Genomic DNA, 13,620 nt, shown 5'->3' with positions numbered 1-13,620 from the left:
GCGGTGCAACGTCATGGCCCGTCACGCATTAGGCAGTGTCGGCGCGTTTCCTTTGGTTACGGCGATTACGGATACCGAATGACCCCGACGGCCTGGAACGAGACGGATCGCCTCGCGGCCCTGCACGCCTACGACATCCTAGACTCGGAGCGTGAACCCGCGTTCGACGATGTCACGGCCCTCGTGGCGAGAATCTGTGACGCGCCGATCGCGATCATCAATCTGATCGACGCCGAGCGCCAGTGGTTCAAGTCCGAGGTTGGGCTGGGGGTCCGTGAAACGCCGCTGGAGACCTCGTTCTGCCGTCATGCGCTGTACGAGCACGACTCGCTGGTGGTGCCCGACGCGACGGCGGATCCCCGGTTCGCCTGCTATCCGCAGGTGGTCGAGGGCGGCGTACGTTTCTATGCCGGCGTCCCACTGATCACGGATGAAGGTCTGCCGCTGGGCGTCCTGTGCGTGCTGGACACCCGGCCGCGTCCAGAGGGCTTGAGCGTTCTCGAGACCCAAACCCTAGAGGTGCTGGCGCGACAGGTCATGAACCTGTTGACCCTGCGGCGCGCCCTGAAGGCCGCCCGCGATCGGGACGCCGCGCTCGCAGGGGCGGGGAGGGCTCTGGCCGAGAGCGACGCCAAATTCCGCGTGCTGGCGGACTCCATGCCCCAGATGGTCTGGTCGACCCTGCCGGACGGCTTCCACGACTATTTCAATGCCCGCTGGTACGAGTTCACCGGCGTCCCCGACGGCTCGACCGACGGCGAGGCGTGGAACGGTATGTTCCATCCGGAGGACCAGGCACGTGCCCGGGAGGCCTGGAACCACTCGCTTGAGACCGGCGACCCGTACGAGATCGAATACCGGCTGCGGCGTGCCGACGGCGTCTATCGCTGGACCTTGGGCCGCGCGACGCCGATCCGTAACGATACGGGCGAGATCACGCGCTGGTTCGGCACCTGCACCGACATCGAGGACATCAAACGGGGGGTCGACGCCAAGGACCTGCTGAGCCAGGAACTGAGCCACCGCATCAAGAACATCTTCGCGGTGGTCTCGGCCCTGATCGCCCTGTCGGCGCGCCAGTTCCCCGAGGCCAAGGGCTTCGCCGCATCGGTGCGGACCCGGATCAACGCCCTGGCGCGGGCCCATGAGTTCGTACGGCCGCACACCGAGACGTCGCGCCCGACCGTCGGCTCGATGACCCTGCATGCCTTCCTGAATGACCTGTTCAAGCCCTACGCCACCCTCGTCGGCGATATGCGGGTGGTCGTAACCGGCGACAATGCGGTGTTCGACGACCAGGCCGCGACCTCGGTTGCCCTGCTGTTCCATGAGCTGGCCACCAATGCCGCCAAATACGGGGCGCTTTCGGTCGAGGGCGGGACGGTCACGCTGGCCACCCGCAACGAGGCCGACCGGTTCATCCTGGTGTGGGAGGAGCGGGGCGGACCGCTGGTCGAGGGCGAACCGCAGCGGGTCGGGTTCGGCTCGTCGCTGGCGACCGTCTCGGTCGAGGCCCAGCTCGGGGGCAGGCTGGAACGGGTCTGGGATCCGGTCGGCTTGCGGGTGACCGCCGACCTGCCGGTGACGGCCCTGTCGCGACGCCGCGCCGCAAAAATTGTCGCATAACGACGTTGGTGGGCAACCGCCGCCTCCGGGCCGCGTTCATTCAGCCAGCAGGTCCGTACGGTTACGGACGCCCCCAGCCGATTGAACTGATTGACGTCCGATGAGTGCGCGTATCCTTGTCATTGAAGACGAAGCGCTGGTGGCGATGGAGCTGCGCTTCGTCCTGGAAGATCTCGGCCACCAGGTGATCGGGACGGTCGCCGACGCGCGTTCGGCGCGGCGACTGGTTCAGGAATCCGAAGTCGATCTGGCCCTGGTCGACATCCACCTGTCGGATGGACCGACGGGCATCGCTCTGGGCCGCGAGCTGGCGCAGGAATTGGGCGTCACCGTCCTGTTCATGACCGCCAATCCGGGCATGGTGCGCAATGGCGTGGCCGGTGCCATCGGGGTCTTGTCCAAGCCGACCGACGAACGCGCCGTCCAGACAGCGGTGGACTACGCCTTGGGCCGTCGCGCCGGTCGCCCGGTCGAATATGCGCCGCCGGAGCTTCAGCTGTTCGGCTGATCCCGCCTACCAGACGCCGATTTTTTCCGCTTCCTTGTGGCTGATGGGGTGACCCGCGGCCTTGTGGTCCTGCTCGGCCAGGAAGCGAACGGCCTCCAGCGCCGCCATACAGCCCATGCCCGCGGCCGTGACGGCCTGACGGTAGATGTCGTCCGTCACGTCGCCGGCGGCCCAGACCCCCTCGATCGCGGTCGCCGTCGTGCCCGGCTTGACCACCAGATAGCCGCCCTGTTTCGTTTCCAGCTGGCCCGCGAACAGTTCGGATGAGGGCGCGTGGCCGATGGCGATGAAGACCCCGTCAGCCGTGATGTCGCGGGTTTCGCCGCTCTTGACGTTCTTCAGGCGCACGCCCGTGACATTCGCCCCGCCCATGGCGTTGGTCTCGCCGAGGATTTCGTCGACGGCGCTGTCCCAGATGACCTCGACCTTGGGGTTGGAGAACAGCCGGTCCTGCAGGATGCGCTCAGCGCGGAACTCGTCGCGGCGGTGCACGACCGTGACCTTCGAGGCGAAATTGGTCAGGAACAGCGCCTCCTCGACGGCCGTGTTGCCACCCCCGACGACGATCACGTCCTTGCCGCGATAGAAGAAGCCGTCGCAGGTGGCGCAGGCCGAAACGCCGAAGCCCTGGTATCGGGCCTCGCTCTCGATCCCCAGCCATTTGGCCTGGGCCCCCGTCGAGATGATCACCGTCTCGGCCAGCATCTCGGTCCCGGAATCCAGCGTCAGGCGGAACGGCCGCTGCGACAGGTCGGCCTTGACCACGATGTCCTCTATGATCTCGGTCCCGACATGATCGGCCTGGGCGCGCATCTGCTCCATCAGCCAGGGCCCCTGGATCACGTCGGCGAAGCCGGGATAGTTCTCGACATCGGTGGTGATGGTCAGCTGGCCGCCGGGTTGCAGGCCGGCGATGATGACCGGGCTCAGCAAGGCGCGTGCGGCGTAGATGGCGGCGGTCCAGCCGGCCGGGCCGGACCCGATGATGGCGACACGGACATGGCGGGGCTGGGATTTTGTGAGGGTGCTCATGCCCCTATTTAGGCGCTAATTCCGTCTTGCGCGATGCTAGGTTGGTGACTGTTCAAAGTTCGCAGGGAGAGCGACATGGAAGGCCGCAGTTTCATCGGCGTCGGGCTGGCGCTGGGAGTCGGGGTCGGGGCGGCGCTGGGGATCGCGCTGGACAACCTGGCCATGGGCATCGGCGTGGGCGTCGCGGTCGGCCTTGCGCTGGGTGCCGGTCTGGACTCTCGCGGCGCGACGGGTCGCCGCAAGGACGGTTCCGACGGCGGCTCCGCCTCTGTCAGCGACGGCGGCGGCTCGCACAGCAAACAGGCAGACAGCCATGATGGCGGGTCAGATGGCGGTGGTGGAGACGGCGGTGGCGGCGGCGGCGGCGACTAGCGCCTGTTGACGCGCTCCAGTACCTCGCGGGCGGCGCGTTCGGTCTCTGCCAGTGGCTCATAGCGCCACGCGTCCAGCGATCCGTCGAACGGTCGCCCCGCGCCGCGCTCGCGAAGGTCGGCGTGAAGGCGCGCGAACTTGTCTGCTGTCTTCAGCGGGATCATCGGCAGGATGTGCACCGGTTTGCCGGTCGAGGCGGCTTCAGCCGCCATATTGGCGCTGTCCTCGGTGACCAGCACATGGTCGGCGAAATGCAGGAAGGCGAAATAGGGGTTGGGCCCGGTCCCGTCCCAGATCAGGCCGGGCAGGTGGGACAGCCGGGCCGTCATCGCCGCCTTCGCCGCCTCGGGCGTGCGACGCGAGAAGGTCAGCATCAACGATCCGCCGGCGGCCTCGACGGCCCTGGCGATCTGGTCGGCCAGCGCCCCGGCGTGGGCCTGGGTCAGGTCGAACGCCTTTGAGCGCCCGCCGATCAGCGCGGCGACGCGCGGTCGGGGCAGGTCGGCGAGCGGGCCGGTGAAGGCCGCCGCGCCTTCCGCCAGACGCTCCGCCGTCACGCGATGAGGGGATCCGGTAATCGACAGGACGTTCGATCCTTCGACGCGGTCATGCGCCGGGGCGACGATCAGGTCATAGGCGGCGATGCGCCACTTCGGGTCCTGGGTCTGCACCACGAGGGTCCTGCCCTCCGAGCGATGTCGCGCAGTCGCCGACAGCGGCAGGGTGGCCCGGCCGGTGGCAATCCAGATGTCCGGCCAGGCCTCGCCCTCGGCCGGCGTCACGGCATCGGACGAGGGGGCCAGCATCCACGCGGCCTTCATCGCGGACGGCCATCTATCGAACGCGGCCCGCCAGCGGATGCGCTTGACGGTGATCACAGACGGAAAAAGGCGCTGGATGGCTTCCGCCAGACCCAGCGCCTGATTTTCGATGCCGGTCCGGCCGTCAGAGACGACCCAGACGGAGAGCGGAGCCCTGTCGGACCCTACTTCCACTCGACCTTGAGGATTTCGTAGGCCTTGACGCCGCCCGGGGTGTTGACCTCGACCACGTCGCCGACTTCCTTGGAGATCAGCGAACGGGCGATCGGCGAGGCGATCGACACCTTGCCAGCCTTCACGTCAGCTTCATGCTCGCCGACAATCTGGTAGCGGGCTTCTTCCTCGGTGTCTTCGTCGACCACGGTGACCGTGGCACCGAATTTGACCTGGCTTCCGTTCAGCTTGGACACGTCGATCACCTGGGCGCGGCTGATCTTGTCCTCGATGTCGGCAATCTGGCCCTCGATCCAGCCTTGACGCTCCTTGGCGGCATGATACTCGGCGTTTTCAGACAGGTCGCCATGCTCGCGCGCTTCCGAGATGGCCGAGATCACGCTCGGCCGTTCCACGGACTTCAATTGCTTCAGCTGATCGTCGAGGACACGGTAGCCCTCGGCCGTCATCGGCACTTTTTCCATATGTCGTGAATTTCTGAGCTATCGCCCGACTAGAGGTTTGGTGACGCCAAGGGTCGCTGGGCGCTCGCGACCGGCCAAAGATGATAGAGCGTCCTGCCCCGGGGATCAAGGGCCAAGGCGTTTCGGCAGACTGGCGTTATGCGGCGCGGTTGCGACGACGCTCCCGGATTTGCTGGATGTTGCCCCACAATTTGACCCGGCCGACGAGGCTCCAGGTCAGCCAGGCAACCGCAGAGAGGCCCACCAGCATGAACAGGCTGGAAAGCAGCACCACCCCCGCGGCAATGAAGGCGAGGATGAAGGAGACGGCCGCGACCAGGGCGGCGATGACTTGAATGGTTCTCGGGCGCATGGGGTCATAAACGTTCGCTGCGGCCCGGGGTTGCGCGCCCCGTCGCCGAATGAGGCCGTCGAGGCCGACCTGTGGCGCCGAAGCCCGGTGCCGGGCTATCGGGCATAACTGTAGGGCCCGCCCCGCTCGAGCGCCCGCTGATACGCCGGCCGGGCGTGGATCGTCTTCAGGAAGGCCTTGAGATGCGGCTTGTCGGCACCGAAGCCGATGCGCGAGCCCGCGGCTTCCACCGGGAAGCTCATCATGATGTCGGCGGCCGAAAAGGCGTCGCCGGCGAACCAGGCCGACCGCGACAGCTCTGACTCCCAGAAGGCGGTGTGGCTGGCCAGCTGCGGGTCGATCATGCTGGCGTTCACCGCCTTGCTGATCCCCTTGGCCACGCCGCGCGCGAGGAAGGGCACCCGGTTCGGAATGGCCGTGAAGATCAGCTTCAGCAGCAGGGGCGTCATGGCCGATCCCTCGGCATAGTGCAGCCAGTAGGTGAAGCGCCGCGCGGCCTCGGTTCCGGCGGCAGGCCGCAGCCGTACCGCCGGATAGGCCTCCAGCAGATATTCGATGATCGCGCCGGTCTCGGCCACCCGGACGTCGCCGTCATCCAGCACGGGTGACTTGCCGAGGGGATGGAGGGCCCGGAGCTCGGGCGGTGCCAGCATCGTTTTGGCGTCGCGCTGATAGCGTTTCACCTCATAGGGAAGCCCCAGTTCCTCCAGCAGCCACAACACGCGCTGGGACCGCGAATCGTTCAGGTGATGGATGGTGATCATGGCGCCGGCTCCCCCTGGGTGTCGCAGTTAGGCCGGTTGACGCAGCGTCGGTCCAGCGATTTCCAGCCGCGGCCCAGGTTCAATCGACATTCAACAGACCCGCTGATCGTCCATCAAGCATCGTCTTTCCGGGGCCGCGGAGCGGAACCCGGAATCCACGGGGCTGGACTCATTACTGGAACCCGGGGCGGCCGGCCGCGTCCAGACACCTGGATTCCGGGTTCTTGTCCCGGCTAAGCCGGTCCCAGCCCCGGAATGACGCGGGGGGATGGCGGGGTCCCCACGTCTGGATGTTGATTGAACCTAGCCCTTCGGCATCAGCGCCTGCGCCGCCACGACCATGGCCTCGACGCCGGTCGTGACCGAGGGCCTTGGATCGATGCGGAACAGGGGGGAGTGGTGGCCGGGGGCGCTCGCCACATCGGCGGCCGGGGTGCCGCCGACGCTGAAATACACGCCCTTGACCCCGGTGTCGGGGTTGACGAACCAGGCGAAATCCTCGGCCCCCGTGCCGCTACGGGCTACGTCCACGAGCCGGTCGGCGCCCATGGCCGCGCCGATGGCGGTCCGCACGCGGGCGGCGGTGGCGGCGTCGTTGATGGTCGGCGGCGTGGTCTCGGTCGGCGAGCGGACGACGGTGGGCAGGCGCTGTTCCGAGACTCCCAGCGCCAGGGCGGTGCCGCGTACGACCCGATCGATGCCGTCCAGCAGGGCCAGTCGGGTCTCGGGATTGTCGGCGCGGACCGTCAACTGCAGGTCGACGCGGTCGGAGATGATGTTGTGTTTGATGCCGCCATGGAAGGATCCGACCGTCACGATCGCCCCCTCCAGCGGGTTGATGCTGCGGCTGGGCAGGGTCTGCAGGTTCATGACGATGGACGAGGCGACCACGATCGGATCGACCCCGAGATGCGGATAGGCCCCGTGGGTCCCCACGCCGTGCACGGCGATGTCGACGCTGTCCGAGCTGGACGAGGTGATGCCCAGCGGCAGGTCGATCAGCCCCGTCGCCAGGTCGGCCGAGACGTGGAAGGCCAGGGCGATGTCGGGCTTGGGAAAGCGGGTGTAGAGGCCGTCGCGGACCATGGCCCGGGCCCCGAAGATGCGCTCCTCGGCCGGTTGGGCGATCAGGACGAGGGTGCCCGACCAGTCCTGCCGCCGCGCTATCATCTGCCGCGCCGTGCCGACCAGGGCGGTGATGTGCACGTCATGGCCGCAGGCGTGCATGACCGGCTTTTCGACGCCGTCGCTGTCGGTCTGGCGGACCGTGGAGGCATTGGCCAGGCCCGACTGTTCATTTAGCGGCAAGCCATCCATGTCTGCGCGGATCATGATGGTCGGGCCGTCGCCGTTGCGCAGCACCGCGACCCCGCCCGTCCCGCCGACGCCGGTCGTCACGTCATAGCCGAGGGCGGTCAGCCGGGCGGCCATAATGCCGGCGGTGCGCACCTCCAGACCGGACAGTTCGGGGTTTCGATGGAAGTCGTCGAACAGGGCACCGAGGTTGGCGTCATAGTCCCGTGCGATGGCCTGGCGCAGCTCGACATCGGTCGAGCCGGTCTGGGCCTGGACCGCCCCGGCCGTGAGCAGGGCCAGCGCCGTTGTCGTCGCAAGAAGAAGTCGCATCGTTCCGCCCCCCGTTTGAAGGGCGAACCTTGGTCCGGCGGAGGCGGGCTGGCAACGGCCAATGCGGGGGGCGTCTTGCTTGAACTGGGTGCTATCAAACGCTATCATCCGCGCCATGGCGCAACTCCTCGTCCGCAATGTATCCGAAGACGTGGTTCAGGCCCTCAAGGCCCGGGCAGCCGCCCATGGCCGCAGTGTCGAGGCTGAGCACAGGGCCCTGCTGGAGCAGACCCTCGCCGCCGATCGGCGGGCGCAGGTCGAGGCCTGGCTGAAGGCGGGCGAGCCGTTGCGCGAGCGTCTCAAGGGGCGCGTCTTCACGCCGTCCGAGGTCCTGATCCGTGAGAGCCGCGAGGAGCGGTGACACCGCTCGTCGTCGATGCATCGGTGGCTCTGAAATGGGTGCTGGTCGAGCCGGACTCGGCCTTGGCCGAGCAGGTCCTGTTCAGTCCTCTTGTCGCGCCGGACTGGTGGCGGATCGAGGTCGCCAATGGTCTGTGGAAGGCGTTTGATCGGGACGAGATCGACCTCGACGAGGCCCGCGCGGGTCTGGCGCGGTTTGCCGACGTCGCGGTCGAGACAGAGGACGCCTTGGGATTGCTGGACGAGGCCATGATCCTGGCCGCTCGACTGGATCACGCAATCTATGACTGCCTCTACCTGGCCCTTGCGATCCGGCGGGACACGAGGATGGTGACCGCCGACGGGAAGTTTGCGAAGGCGGTGCTTCGGGCCGGACCGGCCCTCGCCGATCGCGTGGTCATGCTGGGGGATTTCACGGGATGACCGAACCGCGCCTGACCTCCCTCGCCCACGGCGGCGGCTGCGGCTGCAAGCTGGCCCCGGCGGTGCTGCGCGACATTCTGAAGGATGTGCCGCAGGCGGCGGCCTTCGCCGATCTGATGGTCGGGACCGAAACCAGCGACGATGCGGCCGTCTGGCGGCTGAACGATCAGCAGGCGCTGGTGGCGACCACGGACTTCTTCATGCCCATGGTCGACGATCCGTTCGACTTCGGCCGCATCGCCGCGACCAACGCCCTGTCCGACGTCTACGCCATGGGCGGGACGCCGATCTTCGCCCTCGCCCTTGTCGGCATGCCGGTGAATGTGCTGTCGACCGAGACGATCGGGCGGATCCTGCAGGGCGGGGCCTCGGTCTGCGCCGCGGCGGGCATCCCGGTCGCCGGCGGCCATTCGATCGACAGCGTCGAGCCGATCTACGGTCTTGTGGCGCTCGGGCTGGTGCATCCCGACCAGGTGCTGACCAACCGGGGCGCACGGGCCGGTGACGTGCTGATCCTGACCAAGGCGCTGGGCGTCGGCGTGCTGAGCGCGGCGTTCAAACAGGGGCGTCTGGACGCGGCCGGATATGCCGCGCTGATCGCGTCGACGACGAGGCTGAACACCCTCGGCGCGCGGCTGGCCGGACGGGTCGGGGTCCATGCCGTGACGGACGTGACAGGCTTCGGCCTGCTCGGCCATGCGCTCGAGATGGCGCGGGGGTCGGGTCTGACGGTCGAACTGACGGCGGCACCGCCCTTGCTGGACGGGGTCGAGCCGCTGGCGTCCGCCGGCGTCTGCACCGGGGCCTCGGGCCGCAACTGGGACAGCTATGGCGCGGCCATCGACCTGCCCGCGGACCTGCCCGACTGGCGGCGAAACCTGCTGACCGACCCGCAGACCTCGGGCGGATTGCTGATCGCGGTCGCCGCCTCTGAGGCCGACGCCCTGCTGGCCCTGGCCCGCACCGAAGGGTTCGCCGGGGCCGCCGTCGTCGGGCGCGTCGTCGAGGGCCCGGCGCGGGTGCGCATCGAATGATCCAGCGTACCGTCGCGCTCACGCCCGCCGCGCGCGACGCCTTCGACGCGATCATCGACGTGCGCAGCCCGGCCGAGTTCGCGCTCGATCATCTGCCCGGCGCGATCAACCTGCCGGTACTGGACGACGCGCAGCGGGCGGCGGTCGGGACCGAATATGTCCAGGGCTCCAAATTTCTCGCCCGGCGCAGCGGCGCGGTCCTGGTGGCGCGCAATATCGCGGCCCATCTGGAAGGGGCGCTGGCGGGTCGCGACGGTTCATTCAGGCCACTGGTCTATTGCTGGCGCGGGGGGCAGCGCTCCGGAGCCATGGCCACGGTCATGGATCAGGTCGGCTGGCCCGTCACGGTGCTGGACGGCGGCTACCAGACCTGGCGGCGGCAGGTGACGGCGGCGCTGTACGACCAGCCGCTGGCGCACCGGCTGGTGCTGCTGGACGGTCCGACGGGTTCGGGCAAGACGGCGCTTCTGACGGCGCTGGCCGAACACGGGTCGCAGACGCTGGATCTGGAAGCCCTCGCCCGGCATCGCGGCTCGCTGTTCGGGGCCGTGGCGGGCGGTCAGCCCTCGCAGAAAGCCTTCGAGACCGCCCTGCACGACGTCCTGTCACGGCTCGACCCCGCGCGTCCGGTCATCGCCGAGGCCGAGAGCAGCAAGATCGGTGCACGCGTCATCCCGCCTTCGGTGTGGGCCGCTATGTCCACCGCGCCGGTGATCGAGATGACCGTGCCGCTGCAGGCGCGGGTGGCACATATCGTCGAGACCTATGCCGACATCGCCGCCGACCCGGCCGCGCTCGACGCGGCCCTGATCCGGCTGCCGCGGCATCACGCCCGGGCCGTCGTGGCGGAATGGCGGGCGATGGCGGCGCGGGGCCAGATTGCGGAACTAGCCGCGGAACTGATCGAGGCCCACTATGATCCGGCCTATCTCCGCACCGGCGAGACCCGGGGCCGGACGGTCCTGGAGCGCGTTTCGCTGTCCGATCTGACACCCGCCGGACTGGCGGTCGGCGTGCGGGGTGTCATCGCCGCCCTCGACGGTGCACGCGGCCCGGCCTAGCTTCGTCCCATGACCCAGTCCCGCACCGCCGCCCTGTTCTCGTCCCTCAGCCTCTGGGTGCTGGTCGCCCTGGCCGCCGGCCTGGCCGCCGGCGCGGCGGCACAGGCTTACGGCATCCCGGGGGGTACCGGCACGGTGGCCTTCATCGAGGGGCTGGGCCAGCTGTGGCTGAACGCCCTGCGCATGACCATCATCCCGCTGGTGTTCAGCCTGCTGGTGACGGGGATCGCCTCGATCGCCGACGCCGCCGCGACCGGCCGGCTGGCGCTCAGGGCCATCATCGTCTTCGTCCTGCTGCTGATCGGGGCGACGGTCTATGGCGTCCTCGCCTCCGAGGGCCTGCATATGCTGTGGCCCATCGACCCCGAGGGCGGGCGCCTTCTGCTGGCCGGGGCCACCGGCGACGCGGCAGTGCGCGAAAACCTCGGCGGCGGCGGGTTTTCCGCCTTTCTGACCAGTCTGGCACCGGCCAATCCGATCCGCGCGGCGGCCGATGACGCCATTCTGGGGGTCGTGGTCTTCGCCATCGTGTTCGGCTTCGCCACCACCCGGCTGTCGGCCCGGCTGCGCCAGCCGCTGACGCTCTTCTTCGAGGCCGTGTCGGAAACGATGATCGTCATCGTCCACTGGGTGCTGCGCGCCGCGCCGGTCGGGGTCTTCGCCCTGTCGCTGGGCGTGGGTCTGAGGGCCGGGCTGGGCGCGGCCGGTGTACTGGGCCATTACATCGCCCTGGTCTCCCTGGCCCTGATCGGCCTGATCCTGGTGACCTATGTCGTGGCTGTGGTCTTCGGCCGGATCAGTCTCGGCCGGTTCGCCCGCGCCGCCGCCCCGGCCCAGGTCGTGGCCTTCTCGACCCAGTCGTCGCTCGCCTGTCTGCCGGTCATGGTCGAGCGGGCCATCGACCATCTGGGCGTCTCCCAGGCGACGGCCGGTCTGGTCCTGCCGCTGGCCGTGGCGGTGTTCCGCATCACCTCGACGGTCGCCAACCTGGCCGTCTGCATCTATGTCGCCCACCTGTACGGCATCCCCCTGACGCCCGGCGTTCTGTTCGCGGGCTCGGTGACGGCCCTGGCCATCAGCGTCGGCACCGTCGGCCTGCCGGGTCAGGTCAGCTTCTTCGCCTCCATCGCCCCCATCGCCCTGGCCATGGGCCTGCCGCTCGAGGTCCTGCCCCTGCTGCTGGCGGTCGAGGTGGTGCCCGACATTTTCCGCACCATCGGCAATGTCACCGCCGATCTGGCGGCCGCGCGGATCGTCGAGGGGCGGGATGCGGCGTCGGAGCCGGAGGCGGCGTTGGGCTAAGGGCGGAAAGCGGACGCTACGAAGTTCTGAAACGGGGGGGGAGCGGACATCGGATTTACGGCCGCGAATGTCACCCGCGCTCTTTGACCGGGATCATCAGATATCGAATGCCGTTGGCTTCAGCCGGCGGAAAACGCCCTGCCCGCATGTTGACCTGAATGGACGGTAGCAGCAGCCTGGGCGCGGATAACGTCGCATCACGAGCTGTCCGCATCGCAACGAACTCATCCTCGCTCACGCCCTCGCTGACATGCACGCTGTGCAGCCGTTGATCGGCCACGGTGGTCTCCCAGGCGTACTCGTCGCGACCCAGCGCCTTGTAGTCATGGCACATGAACAACCGGGTTTCCCCCGGCAGAGCGAGCAGCTTGCGGATGGACCGATAAAGCTGGCGAGCATCGCCGCCCGGGAAGTCGGCCCGCGCTGTTCCGTAGTCCGGCATGAAGAGCGTATCGCCTACGAATACGGCATCGCCGATCCTGTAGCTCACGTCAGCGGGCGTGTGTCCCGGGCTGTAGATGATCTCGACTTCCAGCTCTCCCAGCCGAAGGCGATCACCGTCCTTGAACAAACGGTCGAAGTCCCTGCCATCGGCGACGAGGTCAGAGGCGTTGAAGATGGGGCGGAAGATGCGCTGCACGTCGGCAATATGTTCGCCGATGCCCACCTTCGCTCCGGTCTTCGCCTTGATGTAGGGCGCGCCGCTCAGGTGGTCGGCGTGGACGTGGGTCTCTAAAGCCCATTCCACCTTCAGCTGGAGCCGCCCGGCCTCGGCGAGCACGGCAGCGACCGACCCCGTGTCCACCTCGCCTGATGCGGGGTCGTAGTCCAGGACCGGATCGATGACCGCCGCTTCGCGCGTGGCGGGGTCGAACACCAGATAGGTGACCGTGCTGGTGGGCTTGTCGAAGAAGGCTCGGATTTCAGCCGAAGGGGTCACTGAAGGGCTCCATGTGTCTGCGGTGTTGACACATATATTAGCAACTACTACATTAGACAAGTCTAATAGAAAGAGCGATGAACGCCAATTCCCCTCCATCCATCGAAGCCCTCGCCGCGAACGCGGGCGAAGCTGCGCGACTTCTAGGCAACCTGTCCAACGAGCGGCGGCTTCTGATCCTCTGTCATCTGTCGGCGCAGACGGAGTTGACAGTCGGCGCGCTGGTCGCCGAGGTGGGTCTTAGCCAGTCGGCCCTGTCGCAGCATCTGGCTCGACTGCGGGCCGACGGATTGGTCGCTTTCAGGCGGGACGCCCAGACCCTGCACTACCGCATCGACGACGACGCCGTTCTTCGCGTGCTCGCGGTGCTTCGCGTCATCTACTGCCGCGAACTCACCTCCGCCGCGCGCGGGAAAGCCTGAGGAGCCTTCACATGACCCCGAAACCTGTCACGCCCGAAGCCGCCGCCCGCCTCGTCGCCGACGGCGCTGTCCTGATCGACATTCGTGAAGCCCAGGAATGCGCCGAGGTCATCGAGGGTGCCCTGAGCGCGCCTATGTCGTCCGGAGCGAGCGGGCTCGAGGCGCGCCCCGGCCAGCCGGTGATCTTTCACTGCCGCACGGGTCGCCGCACGGAGATGAACGCCGAAGCTCTGGCGGCTTCCGTCCCCACCGACGACGTCTATCTCCTGCAGGGCGGGATCGAAGGCTGGCAAGCGGCAGGCCTCCCCGTCTGCCCCCGCGACTGACCCTGGAGAACCG

Annotated in this window: 17 protein-coding genes; 10 read left to right on the top strand and 7 right to left on the bottom strand. The window is 68.0% G+C overall.

Going from position 1 to position 13,620, the window contains the following annotated elements:
• Window positions 1–78: 78 nt before the first annotated feature.
• Complete coding sequence (locus ACP7AS_RS00210; protein ID WP_426026811.1) at window positions 79–1,626, top strand: sensor histidine kinase; 1,548 nt, start codon at window positions 79–81, stop codon at window positions 1,624–1,626.
• A 100-nt stretch (window positions 1,627–1,726) separates the two neighbouring features.
• The gene (locus tag ACP7AS_RS00205) at window positions 1,727–2,134 is read left to right on the top strand and encodes a response regulator (RefSeq protein WP_426026810.1); all 408 of its coding nucleotides are present in this window, start codon (window positions 1,727–1,729) and stop codon (window positions 2,132–2,134) included.
• Window positions 2,135–2,140: 6 nt separating this feature from the next.
• On the opposite strand, the gene trxB is transcribed toward ACP7AS_RS00205, so the two are convergent.
• Complete coding sequence (gene trxB, locus ACP7AS_RS00200; RefSeq protein WP_426026809.1) at window positions 2,141–3,166, bottom strand: thioredoxin-disulfide reductase; 1,026 nt, start codon at window positions 3,164–3,166, stop codon at window positions 2,141–2,143.
• Between the two features lie 75 nt (window positions 3,167–3,241).
• Between trxB and ACP7AS_RS00195 the strand changes: the two genes are divergently transcribed.
• Window positions 3,242–3,538 carry a hypothetical protein gene (locus tag ACP7AS_RS00195; protein WP_426026808.1) on the top strand — a complete coding sequence of 99 codons (297 nt, stop codon included), beginning with the start codon at window positions 3,242–3,244 and terminating at the stop codon, window positions 3,536–3,538.
• On the opposite strand, the gene ACP7AS_RS00190 is transcribed toward ACP7AS_RS00195, so the two are convergent.
• The 5 genes from ACP7AS_RS00190 to ACP7AS_RS00170 form a co-directional block, all read right to left on the bottom strand.
• Window positions 3,535–4,533 carry a mitochondrial fission ELM1 family protein gene (locus tag ACP7AS_RS00190; RefSeq protein ID WP_426026807.1) on the bottom strand — a complete coding sequence of 333 codons (999 nt, stop codon included), beginning with the start codon at window positions 4,531–4,533 and terminating at the stop codon, window positions 3,535–3,537. The two genes, ACP7AS_RS00195 and ACP7AS_RS00190, sit on opposite strands and share 4 nt — an antisense overlap.
• Window positions 4,524–4,997 (bottom strand): transcription elongation factor GreA, encoded by a 474-nt coding sequence (gene greA / locus ACP7AS_RS00185; RefSeq protein ID WP_426026806.1) that lies wholly within the window; start codon window positions 4,995–4,997, stop codon window positions 4,524–4,526. The genes ACP7AS_RS00190 and greA overlap by 10 nt, the downstream gene beginning before the upstream one ends.
• Window positions 4,998–5,133: 136 nt before the next feature.
• Window positions 5,134–5,349, bottom strand: coding sequence for a hypothetical protein (locus ACP7AS_RS00180; RefSeq protein ID WP_426026805.1), 216 nt, complete (start codon window positions 5,347–5,349; stop codon window positions 5,134–5,136).
• A 95-nt stretch (window positions 5,350–5,444) separates the two neighbouring features.
• Window positions 5,445–6,113, bottom strand: coding sequence for a glutathione S-transferase family protein (locus ACP7AS_RS00175; protein WP_426026804.1), 669 nt, complete (start codon window positions 6,111–6,113; stop codon window positions 5,445–5,447).
• Window positions 6,114–6,416: 303 nt separating this feature from the next.
• Window positions 6,417–7,739 carry an amidohydrolase gene (locus ACP7AS_RS00170; protein ID WP_426026803.1) on the bottom strand — a complete coding sequence of 441 codons (1,323 nt, stop codon included), beginning with the start codon at window positions 7,737–7,739 and terminating at the stop codon, window positions 6,417–6,419.
• Between the two features lie 115 nt (window positions 7,740–7,854).
• Here ACP7AS_RS00170 and ACP7AS_RS00165 point away from each other — a divergent pair, with 115 nt between their 5' ends.
• Genes ACP7AS_RS00165 through ACP7AS_RS00145 form a run of 5 tightly spaced genes read left to right on the top strand, consistent with a single transcriptional unit; the run spans window position 7,855 to window position 11,919 of the window.
• On the top strand, window positions 7,855–8,100 hold the full coding sequence (locus tag ACP7AS_RS00165) for a FitA-like ribbon-helix-helix domain-containing protein (RefSeq protein ID WP_426026802.1): 246 nt from the start codon (window positions 7,855–7,857) through the stop codon (window positions 8,098–8,100).
• Complete coding sequence (locus ACP7AS_RS00160) at window positions 8,097–8,522, top strand: type II toxin-antitoxin system VapC family toxin (protein ID WP_426026801.1); 426 nt, start codon at window positions 8,097–8,099, stop codon at window positions 8,520–8,522. Before ACP7AS_RS00165 ends, ACP7AS_RS00160 begins: the two co-directional genes overlap by 4 nt.
• Window positions 8,519–9,556, top strand: a complete 1,038-nt coding sequence (gene selD, locus ACP7AS_RS00155) for a selenide, water dikinase SelD (protein WP_426026800.1) — start codon at window positions 8,519–8,521, stop codon at window positions 9,554–9,556. The genes ACP7AS_RS00160 and selD overlap by 4 nt, the downstream gene beginning before the upstream one ends.
• The gene (gene mnmH, locus ACP7AS_RS00150) at window positions 9,553–10,617 is read left to right on the top strand and encodes a tRNA 2-selenouridine(34) synthase MnmH (protein WP_426026799.1); all 1,065 of its coding nucleotides are present in this window, start codon (window positions 9,553–9,555) and stop codon (window positions 10,615–10,617) included. Before selD ends, mnmH begins: the two co-directional genes overlap by 4 nt.
• 9 nt (window positions 10,618–10,626) lie before the next feature.
• A complete protein-coding gene (locus ACP7AS_RS00145; protein WP_426026798.1) occupies window positions 10,627–11,919 on the top strand; it encodes a dicarboxylate/amino acid:cation symporter in 1,293 nt (430 codons plus the stop codon).
• Between the two features lie 70 nt (window positions 11,920–11,989).
• Here the strand turns inward: ACP7AS_RS00145 and ACP7AS_RS00140 are convergent, their stop codons facing one another.
• Complete coding sequence (locus ACP7AS_RS00140) at window positions 11,990–12,859, bottom strand: MBL fold metallo-hydrolase (protein WP_426026797.1); 870 nt, start codon at window positions 12,857–12,859, stop codon at window positions 11,990–11,992.
• A 77-nt stretch (window positions 12,860–12,936) separates the two neighbouring features.
• Here ACP7AS_RS00140 and ACP7AS_RS00135 point away from each other — a divergent pair, with 77 nt between their 5' ends.
• Complete coding sequence (locus ACP7AS_RS00135) at window positions 12,937–13,281, top strand: ArsR/SmtB family transcription factor (RefSeq protein ID WP_426026796.1); 345 nt, start codon at window positions 12,937–12,939, stop codon at window positions 13,279–13,281.
• Window positions 13,282–13,292: 11 nt separating this feature from the next.
• Complete coding sequence (locus tag ACP7AS_RS00130) at window positions 13,293–13,607, top strand: rhodanese-like domain-containing protein (RefSeq protein ID WP_426026795.1); 315 nt, start codon at window positions 13,293–13,295, stop codon at window positions 13,605–13,607.
• The last annotated feature ends 13 nt before the right edge of the window (window positions 13,608–13,620 follow it).

This window comes from Brevundimonas sp. TWP2-3-4b2 (assembly GCF_049897345.1).
Taxonomy (GTDB): Bacteria; Pseudomonadota; Alphaproteobacteria; order Caulobacterales; family Caulobacteraceae; genus Brevundimonas.
This window is presented reverse-complemented; position numbering and strand designations above follow the sequence as displayed.